The following is a 19,087-nucleotide window of genomic DNA, read 5'->3' as shown; positions in this document are numbered from 1 at the left end:
CCGCACGAACGCGCAGCCCAGCGCACGGCAGCCTGTGCCGCGCCCACTGAGTCCGCTCCGGGTCCGGACGACATGGGGGGTCTCCTGCTCTTCCGCATCGAAGTTGTGCGGTGACCGTATCGCCAGACTCATGATCCGGCGATTTCAGTTCAGTTACGTTATTTCACATGTTGGGCTGCTGTACAGGGTTATTCGGAATAAAGACCATTCATCCCACCCACCACGCAGCCCTGTCCTGTCCCCACGGCCCCGCTGATGACTTCGGCACGCTCGGTCATCATCTGAAACCTAGAACCCAAACCCAAAGCCAGACCAACGTAAGGTCTGGCCAATCCTAGCAACCCCGGGGTTCAGGGACCACTGCCGCTTTTGGGCAGCTCTGACACGCTTTGCGGCGAGTACTGCACCACCATGTCAGACGACGGGCCCAGAGGCTCCTGTGACGCGTGTGGGACCAGAACGTCCGGAGCCCCCGCGACGCGCGCGGAGGCCCGCCAGAGACGCCTAGAAGACCCGCTCCACCGGCTTGCCCACGCGCGACAGCTCCTGCGACAGGCTGGGCAGCACCCGGGCGTGCAGGATCGTCCCGTCCTCGACGTGGTCCACCGAGAGCACCTCGCCCTCCTTGTGGGCCCGCGAGATGAGGTCGCCCCGCTCGTACGGAATGAGCAGGTGGATCTCGTGGTCCAGCCGCGGCAGCCGCTCCTCGATGAGCTCCATCAGCTCGGGGATGCCCTTGCCGGTGCGGGCGGAGACCACGATGCTGTCGCGCTCGCGCCGTACGATCCGGTCGAGCACCTCGCGGTCGGCCGCGTCGGCCTTGTTGATCACCACGATCTCGGGGATCGCGGACGCCCCCTCGATGTCGGCGAAGACCTCCCGCACGGCGGCGAGCTGCCCCTCGGGGTCGGGGTGCGACCCGTCGACCACGTGCAGGATCAGGTCGGCGTCGGCGACCTCCTCCAGCGTGGACCGGAACGCCTCGACGAGCTGGTGCGGCAGGTGCCGGACGAACCCGACGGTGTCGGCGATCGTGAACAGCCTGCCCTCCGACGTGCGCGCGCGGCGCACGGTGGGGTCGAGGGTGGCGAACAGCGCGTCCTCCACCAGCACGCCCGCGCCGGTGACGCGGTTGAGCAGCGAGGACTTGCCCGCGTTGGTGTAGCCGGCGATGGCCACGGCGGGCACCTCGCGGCGCTGGCGCCGGTTGCGCATGGTGTCGCGGGAGGTGGACATGCCGCTGATCTGGCGGCGCAGCTTCGACATGCGCTCGCGGATGCGCCGGCGGTCCAGCTCGATCTTGGTCTCACCGGGGCCGCGGCCGCCGATGCCGACGCCGCCCGCGGCGCGGCCGCCGACCTGCCTGGACAGGTTGCCGCCCCAGCCGCGCAGGCGGGGCAGCAGGTACGAGAGCTGCGCCAGCTCCACCTGGGCCTTGCCCTCACGGCTCTGGGCGTGCTGGGCGAAGATGTCGAGGATCAGCGCGGTGCGGTCGATGACCTTGACCTTGACCGTCTCCTCGAGCTGGCGGAGCTGGCCGGGGGTCAGCTCGCCGTCGCAGATCACGGTGTCGGCGCCGTTGGACTCGACCACGTCGCGCAGCTCCAGGGCCTTGCCCGAGCCGATGTAGGTGGCCGGATCGGGCTTCTGGCGGCGCTGGATGAGGCCGTCGAGGACCTGGGACCCGGCCGTCTCGGCCAGGAGCTTGAGCTCGAGCAGGGAGTTGTCGGCGTCTTCCGCGGTTCCGGAGGTCCAGACTCCGACAAGGACGACCCGTTCGAGCCGCAGTTGCCGGTACTCGACCTCGGAGACGTCCTGAAGTTCTGTGGACAGGCCCGCCACTCGGCGCAGCGCCTGGCGGTCGTCAAGGTCCATGTCGCCGGTCTCGAACGTGTCGAACTCGGAGTATTCGTGCATACGTGTCATCTCTATTAGGGAACGTCCGGACACCTCAGTGTCTTCCCACGATGGTGACATGACATCCACGGCTCGAACACCTGGTTATCCAGGTGGTTCCACACTCTGTCAAGCGGGCTTCACGGTGACGTTCCCGGAATCCGCGGTCAGCGAGATCTTGTTCGGCGCGGCGGCGTCGTTCCTGACCTCCACGCTCGCCTCACCCGAGTTCACCTTGGTCCGGACGGCGTAGGCGCCGTCGGGGACGACGACGTCGATGTCACCGGAGCCGGCCTTCAGCTCGACGTCCTGGGGCGCGGTGGCGTACTTGAGTTCCATGTTGCCCGCTCCGGCGTCGGCGACCACCTTTCTGCTCGCCAGGCCGGCGCCGTCCACATCACCGGAGCCGATGCGCACGCTGATGTCGCCGGTGAGGTCACGCAGCGTGAGGTTGCCCGAGCCGGCGTCCAGCTCGACGGGGGTCCCCTTGGGCACCTCGATCTTGTAGTGCACGCTGCACCCCATCCAGCCGTCCGAGCAGGTGTCGGTCAGGACCAGCGTCCCGCCCTCGACCTTGTGCTCGGGCTTGGACTTCTCGTCACCGTGCCACTGCAGGGTCTCGACGACGCGCACGGCGGCGCCGTCGGTCTCGGTGATCACGGAATCGCCCGCCTGGCTGCTGAGCTTGAGCTTGGCGATCTTCTCCGTGACCTGGTAGGACGTGCTTTCCTCGCTGTTGGGCCCGGCGATGCCGGCGATGCCGCACCCTGACAACAGGATGGCGGAGGCCAGCAGCCCGCCCGCGACCGCGATCGTCTTCATGGGCAGATCCTGTACGCGGGGGCGCGCCGTCCGCATCCGGGATCACCCCGAAGACTCCCCGAGTGAACCCGCACCTTTGACCCCTGAGCGCCACAAGAGTACGTTCGTTTCCATAATCCAGAACTCGTTTTCCATAGAGTGGAAAGAGAGAGGTCCCATGGAGATCACCGGCCCGATGCTCGACCGGTTCGACGAGATCCTCACGCCGGAGGCGCTCGCGTTCGTGACGGCTCTCCAGCGGGAGTTCGGCGCCAGGCGGCTGGAGCTGCTGGAGGCCCGCCAGGCGCGCCAGGCGGAGCTGTCGGACGGCGGCACACTCGACTTCCTGCCCGGGACGAAGGAGATCAGGGAGGGCGACTGGCAGGTCGCGCCCCCCGCGCCCGGCCTGGAGGACCGCCGCGTCGAGATCACCGGCCCGGTCGACAAGAAGATGACCATCAACGCGCTCAACTCCGGCGCCAAGGTGTGGCTGGCCGACTTCGAGGACGCCAACTCCCCCCTCTGGGAGAACTGCGTGGCCGGCCACCTCAACCTGCGCGACGCGCTCGACCGCACGATCGACTTCGAGACCGGCGGCAAGTCGTACGCGCTGCGCCCCGACGACGAGCTGGCCACCGTCGTCGTGCGCCCGCGCGGCTGGCACCTCGACGAGAAGCACGCGATGGTCGAGGGGCAACCGGTCTCGGGGTCGCTGTTCGACTTCGGGCTCTACTTCTTCCACTGCGCCCAGCGGCAGATCGACAAGGGCAGGGGGCCGTACTTCTACCTGCCCAAGATCGAGTCCCACCAGGAGGCCAGGCTCTGGAACGACGTGTTCACCAGGGCTCAGGAGTTGCTCGGCATCCCGCACGGCACGATCAGGGCGACCGTGCTCATCGAGACGTACCCGGCGGCGTTCGAGATGGAGGAGATCCTCCACGAGCTGCGCGACCACTCGGCGGGGCTGAACGCCGGGCGCTGGGACTACCTGTTCAGCGTGATCAAGAAGTTCCGGACCCGGGGGCGGGAGTTCCTGCTGCCGGAGCGCAACGCGGTCACGATGACGGCCCCGTTCATGCGCGCGTACACCGAACTGCTCGTGCGCACCTGCCACAAGCGGGGCGCGCACGCCATCGGCGGGATGGCGGCGTTCATCCCCTCGCGCAGGGACCCCGAGGTCAACGCCGTGGCGCTGGAGAAGGTGCGGGCCGACAAGACGCGCGAGTCCGGCGACGGGTTCGACGGGTCGTGGGTGGCGCACCCCGATCTGGTGCCGGTCTGCCGTGAGGTGTTCGACGGCGTGCTCGGGTCCCGGCCGAACCAGCTCGACCGGTTGCGCGAGGACGTGGACGTGACCGCCGCCGAACTGCTGTCCGTCTCCGCGACGCCGGGCGAGATCACCGAGGCGGGGCTGCGCAACAACGTGGACGTCGCGCTGCGCTACCTGGCCGCCTGGATGGGCGGGCTCGGCGCGGTGGCCATCCACAACCTCATGGAGGACGCCGCCACGGCCGAGATCTCGCGCTCGCAGATCTGGCAGTGGATCCACAACGACATCACGCTGGCCGACACGGCGCAGCAGGTGACGAAGGAGCTGGTCGAGCGGATCATCTCCGAGGAGCTCGCCAGGATAGCGATGGAGCCGGGCTACGACGAGAAGCTGTTCGCGCAGGCGACGGCACTGTTCAAGGAAGTGGCGCTGGACGACGACTTCGCCGACTTCCTGACCCTTCCCGCCTACGCGCGGATGCCGTAACCAGCCGGATGATGAACAAGCTGGTAGCGGCCCTGCGTGCGCTTCTGCCCGACGACTCGGTCATCACCGATCCGGTGCGGCTGCGCACGTACGAGTGCGACGGCCTCACCTACCACCGGGCGACCCCCGGCGTGGTCGTGCTGCCCGGCACGGCCGAGCAGGTCGCCCAGGTGGTACGGCTGTGCGCCGAGCACGGCGTGCCCTTCGTGGCCAGGGGCTCCGGCACGGGCCTGTCCGGGGGCGCGCTCCCGCGCGAGGACGGCGTGCTGATCGTCACCTCCAGGATGCGCGCGATCCTGGAGATCGACCTGGCCGACCGCCGCGCGGTCGTGGAGCCCGGCGTGACGAACCTGGCCATCACCGAGGCCGTCCGCGAGCGCGGCTACTACTACGCGCCCGACCCGTCCAGCCAGCAGGTCTGCTCGATCGGCGGCAACGTCGCGGAGAACTCCGGCGGCGCCCACTGCCTCAAGTACGGGTTCACCGTCAACCACGTCGAGGCGTGCGAGATCGTCACGCCGGACGGCGACCTGGTCACGCTCGACCGGATGGACCCCGGCTACGACCTGCTGGGGGCGTTCATCGGGTCGGAGGGCACGCTGGGCATCGCCACCAAGATCACGGTACGGCTGAGCCGCGCGCCGGAGGCCGTGACCACGGTGCTGGCCGCGTTCGAGAGCATCGAGCAGGGCGGGCTGGCGGTCTCGGCGATCATCGGGGCGGGCATCGTGCCGGCCGCGATCGAGATGATGGACGCGCTGGCCATCGAGGCGGCCGAGGCGGCGGTGGCCTGCTCCTACCCCGAGGGCGCGGGCGCGGTGCTGATCGTGGAGCTCGACGGGCCGGCCGCGGCGGTCGAGCGGCAGTTCGACCGGCTCAGGGAGATCTGCGCGGACGCGTTCGAGCTGCGTGTGGCGGCAGGTGAGGCCGAGCGCGCGGCGATCTGGAAGGGCCGCAAGTCGGCGTTCGCGGCGGTCGGGCGCATCAGCCCGTCCTACATCGTCCAGGACGGCGTGGTCCCCCGCACGTCGCTGCCCGCCGTGCTGGCCGCCATCGATCGGCTGTCGGCGGAGCACGACATCAGGGTGGCCAACGTCTTCCACGCGGGCGACGGGAACCTGCATCCGCTGGTGCTGTTCGACGACGGCGAGCCGGGGGCGGGCGAGCGGGCCGAGGTGGTCTCGGGCGCGATCCTCGACCTGTGTGTCGAGCATGGCGGCTCGATCACGGGTGAGCACGGGGTCGGGGTGGACAAATCGCGATATATGCCGAAGATGTTCAGCGCGGACGACCTGGACACCATGCAGCTCGTCCGGTGCGCGTTCGACCCCCGGGGGCTGGCGAACCCCGGCAAGGTGTTCCCCACGCCGCGCCTGTGCGGCGAGGTGCCCGGGGTGCGCAAGGGCGTGCATCCGCTGGTCGAGTCGGGAGAGGCGGAGCAGTTTTGAGCAGCCTGGGTTCGGCCTGCGGGGTGACGGTCAGGGACGCGGGCGAGGACGACGCCGTGGGCGGCGTGCCGCCGCGCTGGGTCGCGCTGCCGGAGACGGTCGAGGAGATCGCCGCCGTGCTGCGGGCCTGCGCCGAGCGGGACCTCGCGGTGGTGCCCGCGGGCGGCGGCACCAAGCTGCACTGGGGCCTGCCGCCCGAGCGGTGCGACGTGCTGCTCGACCTGTGCTGCATGAACGAGGTGCCGGAGCACGCGGCGGGCGACCTCGTGGTCCGCGCGCAGGCCGGGGTGACCATGGGCACGCTGGCCGCGACGCTCGCCGCCAAGGGGCAGGAACTGGCGCTCGACGTGCCGTTCGCCGACGACTCGACGGTCGGCGGCACTCTGGCGGCCGGGCTCCCCGGCCCGCGCTCCTTCCGCTACGGCACCGCCCGCGACCTGCTCATCGGCATCACCGTCGTGCTGGCGGACGGCACCGTCGCCCACTCCGGTGGCAAGGTGGTCAAGAACGTCGCGGGCTACGACCTGGGCAAGCTGTTCACCGGCTCGTACGGCACCCTCGGCGTGATCGCGGAGGCCACGTTCCGGCTGCACCCGCTGCCCGCGGAGCGCAGGTGGGCGGTCGCGGAGCTGCGGCGCGCCGACGTGGCGCCGGTCGCGGCCCGGCTCGCCGCCGCGCAGGCCGAGCCGAGCGCGGTCGAGGTGGACTGGCCCGACCCGGCCGGGCCGCTCAGGCTGGCGGCGCTGGTGGAGGGCACGGCGGCCGGCCCCAGGGCCGAGGCGCTGCGCGAGCTGATCGGCGCGGGCTCCGTCACCGGGGAGCGGCCCTCCTGGTGGGGGCTGATCGAGCGGGACGACGTGCTGGTCGAGGTGCGCTTCCCGCCGTCCGCCCTGGAGGCCGTGCTCGACGCGGTGGCCGCGACCGGCGGCCTGGCACTGCGCGGCTCGGCCGTCTCGGGGCGGGTGCTGCTGGAGGCGCGCCGGGAGCTGGCCGAGGACGAGCTGACCGCCGCCCTGACCCGGCTGCGCGCGGCGGGACGGGTGAACGTGCTGGCCGCGCCGCACGCCGGGCTCGACCGGTGGGGGCAGGTCAGCGCACTGCCGTTGATGCGGCGGGTCAAGGAACGGTTCGATCCGGGACGCAGGATGTCTCCCGGACGGTTCGTGGGAGGCATCTGACGTGGACCCGGAACTCATCAACGACTGCGTGCACTGCGGGTTCTGCCTGCCGACGTGCCCGACGTACGTGCTGTGGGGCGAGGAGATGGACTCGCCGCGCGGTCGCATCCACCTGATGAAACAGCACGTCGAGGGCACCCCGATCACACCCGAGATGGCCGGGCACTTCGACGCCTGCCTGGGCTGCATGGCGTGCGTGACCGCCTGCCCCTCCGGGGTGCAGTACGACCGGCTGATCGAGCAGACCCGGGTCGAGGTGGAGCGGGAACACGTGCGCGAGCCGGCCGAGCGGGCCGTGCGCGGCGTCGTGTTCGGCCTGTTCCCCTACCCGCGGCGGCTGCGGCTGCTGCGGCCGACGATGTGGCTGGCCGAGCGGATGGCGCCGTTCCTGGACCGGGTGAGCCCGAGCCTGGGCGCCATGGCGAGGCTGGCGCCGCGCGTGGAGCGGCGTCAACGCCTGCCGCGTGTGGTGCGGGCCCGGGGCGAGCGCCGCGCCGTGGTCGGGATGCTCACCGGGTGCGTGCAGCGGGAGTTCTTCCCCCAGGTCAACGCGGCCACCGCGCGGGTGCTCGCGCTGGAGGGCTGCGACGTGGTGATCCCGCCCGAGCAGGGCTGCTGCGGGGCGCTCAGCGTGCACTCCGGACGCGGCGAGCAGGCCAGGCGGCTGGCGCTCAGGACGGTCAGGGTGTTCGAGCGGGCCGGGGTGGACACCGTCGTGGTCAACTCGGCCGGGTGCGGATCCTCGATGAAGGAGTACGGCGAGCTGCTGGGGCACGAGCCCGGGTTCCGGGTGATGGACATGTCGGAGTTCCTGGCCGAGCTGGGGCCCGTGGCCAAGCGGCATCCGCTGCCGCTCACCGTCGCCTATCACGACGCCTGCCACCTGGCGCACGCCCAGGGGGTGCGGGCGCAGCCGCGCGAGCTGCTGAGCGCGATCCCGGAGCTGGAGCTGCGGGAGATCCCCGAGTCGGCCGTCTGCTGCGGGTCGGCGGGGACGTACAACCTGCTGCAGCCAGGGGCGGCTCGCGATCTCGGCGACCGGAAGGCCAGGGCGGTCGGCACGACCGGCGCGGAGCTGCTGGTCTCCGCCAACCCGGGCTGCACGATGCAGATCGCCGCCGCCATGCGGCGCGGCGGCGGGCAGATCCGGGTGGCGCACACCGCCGAGGTGCTGGACGCCTCCCTGCGCGGGGTGAGCCTGTGACCGGCCGCGCGGCGGAGCAGGCCCGGTGAGCGTCCAGTCCGTGGAACGGGCGCTGGACGTGCTGGAGGCGCTGGCCGAGCACGGCGGCGAGGCGGGCGTGTCGGAGATCGCCGCGCGCACCGGCCTGCCGTACGGGACGATCCACCGGCTGCTGCAGACCCTGCTCGCGCGCGGTTACGTACGCCAGGAGTCCGACCGGCGCTACGCCCTGGGCGGCGGCCTCGTCCGGCTGGGCGGGATCGCGGAGAGCATGGTCGGGGCGTGGGCGCAGCCGTACCTGGCCAGGATGGTGGAGCTGTCGGGCGAGACCGCGAACCTGGCCGTGCTGGAGGGCGACTTCGTCGTCTACGTGGCGCAGGCGCCCTCGCCGCGCAGGCTGCGGATGTTCGCCGAGGTGGGACGGCGGGTGCTGCCGCACAGCACGGCGGTGGGCAAGGTGCTGCTGGCCGGACGGCCCGCCGCCGAGGCGACGGCCGTCTTCGAGCGCACCGGCATGCCGCGCCGCACCCCGAACACCATCACCGACCTGCCGGCCATGCTCGCCGAGCTGGTCGCGGTCAGGAGCCGCGGCTACGCCATGGACCTGGGTGAGGAGGAGCTGGGTGTGCACTGCCTGGCCGTGCCGGTGCGCGACGGCACGCGGGTGGTGGCCGCGATGTCGGTGTCGGGGCCGGCCGGCCGGATCGACACGCTGGACCGCGACGACCTGGCCGAGCGGATGCGGAAGATTGCTGCCGAGTTCGGCGGCGAGCTGGGCGCGGGCTAGAGCTATTCTGTTGCGCTATGGGCAACAGCACGTCGGTTCAGTCGGTCGATCGTGCCATCGCGATCCTGGAGATCCTGGCCCGCGACGGGGCCACCCGGGTGACGGACCTGGCGGCCCGGCTCGACGTGCACAAGTCCACCGCGTTCCGGCTGCTGGCCGCCCTGGAGCAGGGCGGGCTGGTGGAGCAGAGCGGCGATCGCGGGCGCTACCGGCTCGGGTTCGGCGTCGTACGGCTGGCCGGGGCGGCCACCGCCCAGCTCGACCTGTCGCGGGAGAGCCGCCAGGTGTGCCTGCGGCTGGCGGAGGAGATCGGCGAGACCGTCAACATCGCGGTGGCACGGGGCGGCGACACGGTCAACGTCAGCCAGGTGCGCGGGCCCGCCGCGATCAGCGGCCACAACTGGGTCGGGCAGCGCACCCCTTCCCACGCCACCTCCAGCGGCAAGGTGCTGCTGGCCTTCGGCGCGCTGCGGCTCGGCGCCGAACTGGAGCGCTACACCCCGCACACCGTCACCTCCCCGGACGAACTGGGCCTGGCGGAGATCAGGGAGCGCGGCTGGGCCGCCACGGTCGAGGAGCTGGAGGTGGGGCTGAACGCGGTGGCCGCGCCGATCAGGGGCTCCGACGGGTCGGTGGTGGCCGCGGTCAGCGCCTCGGGGCCGTCGTACCGGCTGACCCGGGACCGGCTGCCCGAGGTGGGCGCGCTGCTGACGGCAGGCGCGAAGGAGATAAGTCAGCGCATCGGCTATTACGGTTGACGGCATGTGCAGAAGCATCAAGACCCTCCGGCCGCCCTACACCGAGAGCGTGACCGAGGAGGACGTGCGCGCCGCGGCGCTGCAGTACGTCAGGAAGATCTCGGGATTCCGCGCGCCGGCCGCGCACAACGCGGAGGCGTTCGACCGCGCGGTCGAGACGATCACCAAGGCGTCCGAGGAACTGCTGGCGGCCCTCCAGGTACGCGGAAGCCGCTGACCCGACCCCGGCGACGGGACTCACCGCATCAGGGACCGATGGTGGCCTGCCACCGGCCACGCCGGAGCGTGATCGTCCCCTCGGGGCTGATCGTGGCACGCGCTCCCAGGAACGGCAGCTCACCGTGCGCGAGCCAGTGATCGCGCACCTGGTCCAGGAGATCGTGCAGACGGCGTGGCCCACCCTGATGGACGACGACCTCGCCGTCGCGTTCGACGGCACGCGCCCACGACCCGTCCCCGTGAGTCATGATCGCGATCCGGGTGCCGCCCTTCTCCTCGTAATGGTGCTGAACACCGGGTGCGATGATCTCCAACATCGTGCGCACGTCCCACGCCTCGACCACCTCCAGCGCCGGGAAGCGGCCGCGCTCGATCTGCTCCCCGTCCGCGGCGAGGGCGCGGGCGCGCAGCGCCGGGTCGTGCGGGGAGCAGGCGGGGCCGCCGCGAGCGCGCATGAACATGGCCCGGTCGCGCTCGACCCTGCCGCTCGCGCTGCCGTCCTCCCGTTTCTCGGCGGTGAGGACGAGGCCCATGCCGGCGAGAGTGGTCGCCAGCCGCCCGCCCGGCGTCAGGGCGGCCAGCCACGAGGACGGCACGGTCCTGACCGACACCATCGCGACGATCCGGTCCCACACCCCGTCAAGCGGGCCCGTCGCATCGGCGGTGATCAGCCGTGGCGCGTGGCCGTTCTCCCCCAGCCGCTCGGCCGCGGCCTCGTTCAGGTACGGATCCACGTCCACGGCGGTGACCCGGACGGCTCCGAGGCGCTCGCACAGGACCGCGGTCCCGTATCCGCTGCCCGTGCCCACGTCCAGCACTGAGCACTGGTCGTCTATCGAGGCGTGCCGGTACATCTGCACCACGAGACCGGGCAGCGTCGATGACGAGGTCGGGCGGCCCACGGGGTGATCGGCAGGGGTGGCGTGGTCAGCGTGCAGGCCGCCGACGCCAGTGACGAGCGTGCGGTTGCGGTAAGCGGCGGCCGGCCACGCCTGCGGGTCGGCTCCGCCGTCCCGCAGCACCCACACGCCGCCTTCCCGCTCCCACCATCGTGGGACGTACGTGTGGCGCGGCGTGGCGGCGACGGGTGCCCGCCACCGAGAGCCGGGCGGGGTGGCAGCCGCGGCCAGGGCTCGGGCGTGGTCCTTCCAGCTCATAAGGAAGTATGCGCTGACGTCGCCCGTCATCCGCCACCTCCGGGCCGGTCACAGCGCGCCGGGAGCTCGGGCAGGACCAGTGCGTCACCCTCGCACACCGTCTCGGCCGGCCTGCAGTCATTGCCGTCCGAGTCCGGCCTGCACTCCTCGTCCGGCTCGCGCCGGCGGGGGACCTGAACGAGCAGTGCGTTCCAGGCGGCACCGCCGAGAATGTGCGCCAGCGCAGTGGTCCGGACGTTCCCGGCCGAAGGCAGGAACCTCGACAGAACGCACGGGCGGACGTCACCATCCCACGAGACGGCGGCACGACCGCTGCCGCAGCGCCCGCACAGCTCGTGCACGTTCGCCTCGATGCCCATGGCCTGGGCGGCACGGCCGACACCACGGATCCGGTCGGGCGCCGGAACCTGGGCGACGCCGAGCGCGATCATCTCTTCGCGCGCCTCCCGGGCGCGCTGGCCCGGTGCGCCGCAGTCCACGATGCCGACCTTCAGCGGGATGCCGCGATTCACGGCCTCGATGACGGCGGCGCGAGTGCGAGAGTGGCTGCCCTTCCTGCCGGTGATCCTGTCGTGCTCGGCGGGCAGGTCGCTGTAGTAGGACGTGGCCAGCGTCACGTCCGGGCGGGAGTACAGCTCCCAGAGCGCGTTCGTGACGCGGTACAGGTTCGAGTACACCTGCACTTTCAGTCCCGCCCCGAGGGCACGTTCGGCGAGATGCGGGAAGTCTGGATGCAGAGTCGCCTCGCCACCGATGAACTGGACCACCCTGATGCCGGCGTCCGGGGCGGTGGCCAGCAGGCGTTCCCAGTCGGCGCGAGTCATCTCACCGCTTCCCTCTGCCGGGCCGGAACCGGCGTAGCAGTGCATACAGCCGAGTTGGCAGCGGTTGGTGAGCTCGAGTTCGAGGAACCATACGGGCTCCGGCGCTAGGGCGGGAGCGGTGGGGCGGACCGGTGCGACAGTCATGATGTCGAACTTTCAGGTGAGCGGTGGTTTCTCCGGCCGTCACGGGAGCGGCCGGGACACTGTGCAGCATCCGCCTGCGAAGGGCACCATGGAGGGGCGCACTGAGCGTGCCCACACCGTGCCCACATGTGACCGAAAAGGGGTCGCCAGGTGGAAGCCATCCTCCTCCCGCTTCCGGACCTGCTGAAACTGCTGCGAAGCTCCGCCGGTATGACCCAGCAGGAAGTAGCGGACCGGCTGTGTGCGGCCACCGGCACCTACACGGTCACCCGGTTCGAGGTCGGCAGGTGGGAGCAGGGCCGGGTCCGGCCCGTCTCCTGGCTCCCCGCGCTGGCGGACGTCCTCGACGTGGACCGGGATGTGCTGGAGTCCGCGCCTGACAGACCCGGCAAGAAGGCGCGCACCGGCACGGCGTCCGCCGCCCCCAGCGATGGCGAAGAGCGGCGGAGCAAGTTGCTTCGCCGAACCTTTCTGCAGGGTGGGATCGCGGCCGCGGTGGTTCCGCCCGTGGGCGGGCGAGTCGTCGAGGCGCTCAACGTGGTGGGCGGTGACCAGCTCAGCGGGATCGTGGACGGTCTCGGCGAGCTCGTCGACCACTACACGTTCGCGATCAATGTGCTTCCCCCGGCGCACGCGTATGACGAACTTCTCTCAGTCAGGTCGTACGTCGGTGGCCTCCTCGATCGAGCCGGGCACGCACCGTCATGGAAGGATCTCGTTCTCGCGGCCGGCCGGCTGTCTCACCTGCTCGCCGTCGCAGCCTGCGACATGGGAGAGCACGCGGCCGCACACGTCTGGTGCTCCGATGCAGCCCGCCGGAGCCGGGATGTCGGACACCCCGACCTGGAAGCATGGGCGGACCTGGTCAAAGCCATGATCGCGTGGTACCAGGGGAGCCCTCGCCGATCGGCGGTGTCGGCCGCACGCGGCCAAAGGGTAGCCCGTCAGGGGACGGTCGTCCACGCCAAGCTGGCCTCACAGGAGATGCGGGCGGAAGCGATGGCGGGCGACGCGCATGGCATGGCCCAGGCCCGGCGTCGAGCCGGCGAGGCGATCGCGGCGCTTGCCCCCGGCGTGCCCACCACAGGCGCCCTGTCCATCGCGCTGTCGGAGGATCCGCCCTACACGGCCACGTCGCTGCTGTTCGTCAGCCGCTACCAGGAAGCCGTGACCGCGGCCGACCGCGTCATCAACGCCTGCTACCGACCGGAGACGAGGCAGTGCGGAGAACATCCGTCCGCGTACGCGCGTTCCCTGCTCATCCTGGGGCTGTCTCAGGCCGGGCTCGGCCGGTTGGACGAGTCGCTGGCCGCCGGGCACGCCGCGCTGGCCGGCGGCCGTCCGGCTTGGCCCACCATGGTGCTGGCCAGCAAGCTCGACCAGACACTGACCCGGCGATTCGCGGACGCTCGCCAGACGGCTGAGTATCATGCCCGGTATCTCGAAGCGATCAACACCGTGGAAGCCCGCCGTCTGCGGTTTCCGCACACTGTTTGAGGATCGTGCATGACCGACGATTTCAGCCCGGAGCAGATACCTGAGATCACCGGGTTCGTGGACATCGCGATGCCGCCGCCCGACGATCGGCCGACCGCGCTCTTCCTGTTCGGAACCAACCAGTCAGCACCGATCGAGGTCGTGGCCGAACGTCACCTCGCCGGTCTCGCGCCGCTCGTCATCGTCACCGGTGGCGTGAACCGGCACAGCGGGATCGTCGAAGGCCAGACCTTCAGGCGGCTCCTCATCGAGCGCGGTGTGCCCGAGAACGTGATCCGCTGCGAGGACCGGTCCGCCAGCACTTGGCAGAACGTCGAGTTCGCGCTGCCCTTTCTCGAAGAAGCGCTCCAGGCGGGGCTGGCGGTCACGGCCGTGTCCAAGTGGTTTCACCGTCGCACCGTGCACATGCTCAAGACCCTGCTCCCCGGCATCGGCGCCTTTTACGCCATCGGCTGGGAACCGGCCTACGGAGGCGAGGCCGTCACCCGAGTGGGCTGGCCGTCCGTACCCGATGGCAGGCGGCGTGTGGTCCGCGAGTGGCAGGAGGTGTCCCGTCGTGTTGGGGATGGAAGCCTCGCCGACCTGCGGTCCGTGAACGGGGCCTGGCGCTGAGTCGCGTGGCTCGGCTCGCGACGTCAGTGGTGGATGCGGGCCGTCGGGACGTCGGAGACACAGGTGATCTTGAGTTCGACCTCCTTGCCCTCGTCGGGCTCGAACTCCACCTTGGCCTCGCGTGCCGGACCGGCCTCGACCTCGTCGACCGAGTAGTCCTGGGCGGGGCTCCACGAGCGGAGGGTGACCAGGCCGCCGTGGCAGGAGGCGATCACGTTGCCGCCCGCGCTGCGGATCAGCCTGCCCTGCGCGGTGTGCGTGGGCTCGGGGCGCCCCGTCGCGGTGGCGCGGGCGGAGGCGGTGGCCGTGGCGGTGGCGAGGGCGGCGCGGACGCTCGCCTGGCTGAGCACGTGGCTGTCGGCGCCGGTGAGGCCGTTGCCGAGCAGGCCGAGCACCGCCACGGCGGCTGCGGTGGCGGCGAGTGCGGTGGCGACCCAGGCCGCGACGAGCTTCTTCATTCCCGGCAGCTTCCCCCACATCCGGCTAAGACCAGGTTAAGGCGACGCTAAGGCTGCTCAAGGCATCGCAAGAAAGCGTCTACGTTCTTCTATATGGCCGACATCCTGCTCATCGAAGACGACGTGGCGATCCGTACCGCGCTGAGCCGCGGCCTGCGGGAGCTCGGCCACGCCGTCTCCTCCTCCCCCACGGCGATGGAGGGGCTGCGGCTGGCCGTGCAGGACCGGCCCGACCTGATCGTGCTCGATCTGGGGCTGCCGGATCTCGACGGGGTGGAGCTGCTGCGGATGTTGCGGGCGGTCAGCCGGGTGCCGGTGATCGTGGCGACGGCCCGCGACGGCGACGCCGAGATGGTGCCGGTGTTGGACGCGGGGGCCGACGACTACGTGGTCAAGCCGTACAGCGCGGCGCAGCTCGACGCCCGGGTGCGGGCCGTGTTGCGGCGGGCCGGGGCGGTGGCGCCCGAGGAGCCGCTGAAGGTGGGGGCGCTGCGGGTGGATCCGCGGGCGCGTACGGCCACCCTCGACGGCACGGCGCTGGACCTGACGCCGCGCGAGTTCGACGTCCTGCACTATCTCGCGGCGCGGCCGGGTGAGGTCGTCACCAAGCGGGAGCTGCTGACCGAGGTGTGGCAGCTCCCCTACGGAGGCGCGGACAAGACCGTCGACGTGCACCTGTCGTGGCTGCGCAGGAAGCTGGGCGAGACGGCCGCCGAGCCGCGGTACCTGCACACGGTGCGCGGGGTCGGCGTCAAGCTGGTCGGGCCGTCGTGAGGCGCTGGCTGGCGCTGCTGGTCGCGGCCACGACCTCGCTGGTGCTGATCGCGTTGCTGGTGCCGATGGCGCTGCTGATCCGCGCGGTGGCCGAGAACGGCGCGATGAGCCGGGCCACGGCCGCCGCCGAGTCGGTCGCGGTCGCGGCGGGCACGCCCGACCTGGGGCTGGCGGTGGAGCAGGTGTCGCGGCCCGTGACGGTGTTCCTGCCCGACGGGCGGACGGTCGGCGCGCGGGCTGCCCGCTCCGACGCCGTGCGCCTGGCCGCCACCGGCCGCAGCGTGACCGCCGAGGCGGCGGGGGGCAGGGAGGTGCTCGTCTCGGCGCAGTCCCCGGGGGGCACGGCCGTGATCAGGGTGTTCGTGCCGGACGACGAGCTCATGCGGGGCGTGCGCGAGGCGTGGCTGGCGCTGTCGCTGCTGGGGATCGGGCTGGTGGGGCTCGGGATCGCGCTGGCGGACCGGCTGGCGCTGGCCGTGACGCGGCCGGTGGACGGGCTGGCGCGGGTCTCGCACCGGCTGGCCGGGGGCGATCTGAGCGCCAGGGCCGAACCCGGCGGGCCGCCCGAGGTGCGTTCGGTGGCGCTGGCGCTCAACCATCTGGCCGGGCGGATCGACGAGTTGCTGGTGGCCGAGCGGGAGTCGGTGGCCGATCTGTCGCACCGGCTGCGTACGCCGCTGACGGGCCTGCGGCTCGACGCCGAGTCGCTGCGCGACCCCGAGGAGGCGGCCCGCGTGCAGGCCAGGGTGGACGCCCTGGAGCGGGCGGTGAGCGCGGTCATCACCGAGGCACGGCGGCGCTCGGCCGGTCGCGACTCGTGCGACGCGGCGGCGGCGGTGCGCGAGCGGGTGCGGTTCTGGTCGGTGCTGGCCGAGGACCAGGGACGGGACGTGGCGGTCGAGCTGCCCCACGGGCCGCTGGTGGTCCCCGTGGGGGCCGAGGAACTGGCCGCGTGCGTGGACGCGCTGCTCGGCAACGTCTTCGCGCACACGCCGGAGGGGGTCTCCATGGCGGTCCGGCTCCGTCCGGACGCGAGGGGCGCGCTGCTGGTCGTGGAGGATTCCGGGCCGGGGTTCGAGCCCGCGCTGCTGGAGCGGGGCACCAGCGGCGGCGGTTCGACGGGGCTCGGGCTCGACATCGCCCGGCGTACCGCCGAGTCGTCGGGTGGCGGCCTGGCCGTCTCCAGGGCGGCGGACGGCGGGGCGCGGGTGGAGCTGCTGCTCGGCGTCCAGGATGGCGTCCCTGACATCTTCTCGTCGCCTTAACCGCCCTTTAGCGCCCGATTACCCCGGGTCGCGGTTCCGTAGAGACATGCAGATCACAAAGAAGCTCATCGTTGCAGGTGCCGGAGTCCTCGCCCTGGTCGCGGGTGGCAGCGCCGCCTACGCCGCCACCAGCGCCGGCGACACCGCCGCCCCGACCGCCCTCACGAGCCCCCTCACGAGCGCCGCCGCGCCCACCGCCCCGAAGGTCACGGCGGAGCAGGCCATCGACATCGCGAAGCAGGCGGTGCCGGGGGCGTGGGTCAGCGAAGTGGACTTCGACGGCCGCGGCAGCCGCGCGGACGTGTGGGAGGTCGAGCTGGTCAAGGGCGCGCAGCGGCACGAGGTGGACGTGGACGCCGCCTCCGGCAAGATCGTCAAGCAGGAGATCGACGACGACCGCCACAGCCGGCACGACGGCCGCGACGATGACCGGCACGGCGACGACCGGCACGGCGACGACGACTGATCCCGCACCGGCCTGACGCCGGCCCGCGCTCTGCGCGGGCCGGCGTCCTCATGTCCGGGGGCGGTCAGCGCACCATGCGCATGACCAGCGGCCGGTGGTCGGACAGCGTGCTCGACAGCACGGACCCGCTGGTCGTCGTGACGCCGCGGGTGTAGACGTAGTCGATACGGGCGTCGCCGTGGGTGGGCAGGGCGGCGTACCGGGCGCCGGTGTCCGTCCAGCCCGCGCTGACGAAGCGCTTGGACAGCGCGTCCGTCGGCGGCGCGTTGAAGTCGCCGGTGAGGATGATCCCGGTCCTGGAGCCGAAGTAGGCGAGCACCTTGGCGGCCTGGGCCTCGCGCCGGTCGACGGAGGTCTGCGACAGTCCGGGCGACAGGTGGGTGGTGAACACCCGGACCTCCGCGCCGCCGCCGAGGTCGAGCTTGGCCCCAGCCATCGAGCGGTTGACGGGGCAGGTGGCGAAGTCGGTGAGCTTGATCGTCACCCGTTCGACGATCCGGAACGAGGACAGGATCGCGTTGCCCGCCTTGCCCGGCTGCGGGTCGTCGCAGGGTCCCACATCGTCGCCCGCGCCGAAATGGGCGTTGGCGGTGATGTCCCAGCCCAGTTCGTCGGCCAGTTGGCGCACCTGGTCGGCGTCCGGCCTGCGGTGGATCTCCTGGAGGGTGACGACGTTGGCGCCGCTGTCGCGGATCACCTCGGCCATGGCGGCGATGTCGGCGTCCTCGCCGTGGATGTTCCAGTCGAGGACGACGACACTGACCGCCTGCGCCTCGGCGGGCGTGACGGAGACGGCGGTGAGCAGGAGAAGGGACGCTGCGATCGCTTGACTACCTAAGATCACGCGCATGACTCGTGATCTTACGCGCGCGTCACGGGATCGTCATCAGTTCCGCCGGACGCCGGCCGGCGTGGTCGTCAGCAGTTCCCCAGGACGCCGGCCATCGCGTCCTTCTCCGCCGCGGTCACCCAGAGCTCGTACTTGGTCTTCACCTCGATCTGGCGGGCGATGTAAGTACACCGGTAGGACTTGACGGGCGGCAGCCAGGTGGCCGCGTCAGAGTCGCTCTTCTGGCCGTTGAGCGGGCCGTCCACGGCCATGAGGTTCAGCGGGTCGTTGGCGAACTCCTTGCGCTTGGCGGCCTGCCACTGCTGGGCGCCCTTCTGCCAGGCGTCCGAGAGCGGGATCAGGTGGTCGATCTGCACGGCCGAGCTGGTGGTCTGGCCGCGCTTGAAGTTGATCGTCTTGCCGCTGTAGGGGTCGTGGAGGGTGCCGGTCAGCACGACGCAGTCGTGGGTGCCGGACTGGAACGTCTCGTCCTCGAGGTCGCGCTTGAGGATGTCGTTGCGGGTGTCGCAGCCGTTGCGGTCGACGTCGGACCACGCGGGGCCGAACTCGTCGCGGTCGAAGCCGGTCTTGGGGGCCCGCCCCTTGACGGCGAGCTTGTCCAGTTTCTTCTTGGCGTCGGAGATCGCTGCCGAGTCCGCCGTCCCGGCGCTCTGGTCACCGCCCGACGACTGCGCCACATCGAGTCCGCCGCAACCGGTCAGCACCGCCACCGTGGCCAGACCGGCCATGAACGCCCGTACCCGCACGCCCGCTCCCCAGACTTTAGTTTTTTCGTAAAGTCTAGGTAATGCCCAAATATGGACTTAAATCGCGTCGATCGCGTCGAGAAGCCACTCCGCGAGGTAACGGGTGAAGGACGACCTGACGTACACGCGGTACCGATCGGCGGCCCGGCGTTCCAGGATCACCGAGGCCCGGCCGAGCAGGGTCTGGGCGTGACCTGGAAAGACGTCCGGGTGCAGGTCGATCGGGCAGCCGGTGATCAGCACGTCCTGGGCCCGCGGGCCCAGGACG

At 71.4% G+C, this 19,087-nt stretch carries 19 protein-coding genes and 1 pseudogene; 12 read left to right on the top strand and 8 right to left on the bottom strand.

From position 1 onward, the window contains the following. Positions 1-504 precede the first annotated feature (504 nt). The gene (hflX, locus tag FAF44_RS14425) at positions 505-1,926 is read right to left on the bottom strand and encodes a GTPase HflX (RefSeq protein WP_237103642.1); all 1,422 of its coding nucleotides are present in this window, start codon (positions 1,924-1,926) and stop codon (positions 505-507) included. 99 nt (positions 1,927-2,025) lie between these two features. Next, positions 2,026-2,718 (bottom strand): DUF4097 family beta strand repeat-containing protein, encoded by a 693-nt coding sequence (locus FAF44_RS14420; RefSeq protein ID WP_237103641.1) that lies wholly within the window; start codon positions 2,716-2,718, stop codon positions 2,026-2,028. A gap of 157 nt (positions 2,719-2,875) precedes the next feature. Between FAF44_RS14420 and aceB the strand changes: the two genes are divergently transcribed. The 7 genes from aceB to FAF44_RS14385 are packed head-to-tail and all read left to right on the top strand — an operon-like array spanning position 2,876 to position 10,024. Beyond that, positions 2,876-4,453: a malate synthase A gene (aceB, locus tag FAF44_RS14415; RefSeq protein WP_237103640.1), complete on the top strand. Its 1,578-nt coding sequence runs from the start codon at positions 2,876-2,878 to the stop codon at positions 4,451-4,453. A gap of 11 nt (positions 4,454-4,464) precedes the next feature. Then, positions 4,465-5,901: an FAD-linked oxidase C-terminal domain-containing protein gene (locus FAF44_RS14410; RefSeq protein WP_237103639.1), complete on the top strand. Its 1,437-nt coding sequence runs from the start codon at positions 4,465-4,467 to the stop codon at positions 5,899-5,901. Then, a complete protein-coding gene (locus FAF44_RS14405; protein ID WP_237103638.1) occupies positions 5,898-7,079 on the top strand; it encodes an FAD-binding oxidoreductase in 1,182 nt (393 codons plus the stop codon). The genes FAF44_RS14410 and FAF44_RS14405 overlap by 4 nt, the downstream gene beginning before the upstream one ends. 1 nt (position 7,080) lies before the next feature. Next, positions 7,081-8,283 (top strand): (Fe-S)-binding protein, encoded by a 1,203-nt coding sequence (locus FAF44_RS14400; protein ID WP_237103637.1) that lies wholly within the window; start codon positions 7,081-7,083, stop codon positions 8,281-8,283. Positions 8,284-8,308: 25 nt separating this feature from the next. Next, positions 8,309-9,049 carry an IclR family transcriptional regulator gene (locus FAF44_RS55765; protein WP_237103636.1) on the top strand — a complete coding sequence of 247 codons (741 nt, stop codon included), beginning with the start codon at positions 8,309-8,311 and terminating at the stop codon, positions 9,047-9,049. 17 nt (positions 9,050-9,066) lie between these two features. Continuing rightward, entirely contained in the window at positions 9,067-9,807 is a 741-nt protein-coding gene (locus tag FAF44_RS14390; protein ID WP_237103635.1) for an IclR family transcriptional regulator, read from the top strand. Between the two features lie 4 nt (positions 9,808-9,811). Next, positions 9,812-10,024, top strand: coding sequence for a DUF2277 domain-containing protein (locus FAF44_RS14385; protein ID WP_237103634.1), 213 nt, complete (start codon positions 9,812-9,814; stop codon positions 10,022-10,024). A 28-nt stretch (positions 10,025-10,052) separates the two neighbouring features. On the opposite strand, the gene FAF44_RS14380 is transcribed toward FAF44_RS14385, so the two are convergent. Together FAF44_RS14380 and FAF44_RS14375 are read right to left on the bottom strand one after the other, a co-directional pair. Then, positions 10,053-11,213 (bottom strand): methyltransferase domain-containing protein, encoded by a 1,161-nt coding sequence (locus tag FAF44_RS14380; protein WP_237103633.1) that lies wholly within the window; start codon positions 11,211-11,213, stop codon positions 10,053-10,055. Then, positions 11,210-12,151 carry a radical SAM protein gene (locus FAF44_RS14375; RefSeq protein WP_237103632.1) on the bottom strand — a complete coding sequence of 314 codons (942 nt, stop codon included), beginning with the start codon at positions 12,149-12,151 and terminating at the stop codon, positions 11,210-11,212. The genes FAF44_RS14380 and FAF44_RS14375 overlap by 4 nt, the downstream gene beginning before the upstream one ends. Positions 12,152-12,301: 150 nt before the next feature. Here FAF44_RS14375 and FAF44_RS14370 point away from each other — a divergent pair, with 150 nt between their 5' ends. Both FAF44_RS14370 and FAF44_RS14365 read left to right on the top strand, forming a co-directional pair. Continuing rightward, positions 12,302-13,648, top strand: a complete 1,347-nt coding sequence (locus tag FAF44_RS14370; protein ID WP_237103631.1) for a helix-turn-helix domain-containing protein — start codon at positions 12,302-12,304, stop codon at positions 13,646-13,648. Positions 13,649-13,657: 9 nt separating this feature from the next. Further along, on the top strand, positions 13,658-14,260 hold the full coding sequence (locus FAF44_RS14365; protein WP_237103630.1) for a YdcF family protein: 603 nt from the start codon (positions 13,658-13,660) through the stop codon (positions 14,258-14,260). A 23-nt stretch (positions 14,261-14,283) separates the two neighbouring features. On the opposite strand, the gene FAF44_RS14360 is transcribed toward FAF44_RS14365, so the two are convergent. Next, complete coding sequence (locus FAF44_RS14360) at positions 14,284-14,718, bottom strand: hypothetical protein (RefSeq protein WP_237103629.1); 435 nt, start codon at positions 14,716-14,718, stop codon at positions 14,284-14,286. Between the two features lie 93 nt (positions 14,719-14,811). Between FAF44_RS14360 and FAF44_RS14355 the strand changes: the two genes are divergently transcribed. The 3 genes from FAF44_RS14355 to FAF44_RS14345 are packed head-to-tail and all read left to right on the top strand — an operon-like array spanning position 14,812 to position 17,223. Further along, the gene (locus tag FAF44_RS14355; protein WP_237103628.1) at positions 14,812-15,492 is read left to right on the top strand and encodes a response regulator transcription factor; all 681 of its coding nucleotides are present in this window, start codon (positions 14,812-14,814) and stop codon (positions 15,490-15,492) included. Continuing rightward, positions 15,489-16,757, top strand: a complete 1,269-nt coding sequence (locus FAF44_RS14350) for a HAMP domain-containing sensor histidine kinase (protein ID WP_237103627.1) — start codon at positions 15,489-15,491, stop codon at positions 16,755-16,757. The genes FAF44_RS14355 and FAF44_RS14350 overlap by 4 nt, the downstream gene beginning before the upstream one ends. 46 nt (positions 16,758-16,803) lie before the next feature. Continuing rightward, positions 16,804-17,223 carry a PepSY domain-containing protein gene (locus tag FAF44_RS14345; protein ID WP_237103626.1) on the top strand — a complete coding sequence of 140 codons (420 nt, stop codon included), beginning with the start codon at positions 16,804-16,806 and terminating at the stop codon, positions 17,221-17,223. A gap of 64 nt (positions 17,224-17,287) precedes the next feature. On the opposite strand, the gene FAF44_RS14340 is transcribed toward FAF44_RS14345, so the two are convergent. The 3 genes and pseudogenes from FAF44_RS14340 to FAF44_RS14330 all read right to left on the bottom strand — a co-directional run. Beyond that, entirely contained in the window at positions 17,288-18,073 is a 786-nt protein-coding gene (locus tag FAF44_RS14340) for an endonuclease/exonuclease/phosphatase family protein (protein ID WP_237103625.1), read from the bottom strand. 68 nt (positions 18,074-18,141) lie between these two features. Continuing rightward, a complete protein-coding gene (locus FAF44_RS14335) occupies positions 18,142-18,819 on the bottom strand; it encodes an HNH endonuclease family protein (protein ID WP_237103624.1) in 678 nt (225 codons plus the stop codon). Positions 18,820-18,876: 57 nt separating this feature from the next. Next, positions 18,877-19,087, bottom strand: a pseudogene (locus FAF44_RS14330) (sarcosine oxidase subunit gamma); the annotation flags it as partial.

Origin of the sequence: Nonomuraea sp. MG754425, from assembly GCF_021699195.1 — a bacterium.
Lineage (GTDB): Bacteria > Actinomycetota > Actinomycetes > Streptosporangiales > Streptosporangiaceae > Nonomuraea.
This window is presented reverse-complemented; position numbering and strand designations above follow the sequence as displayed.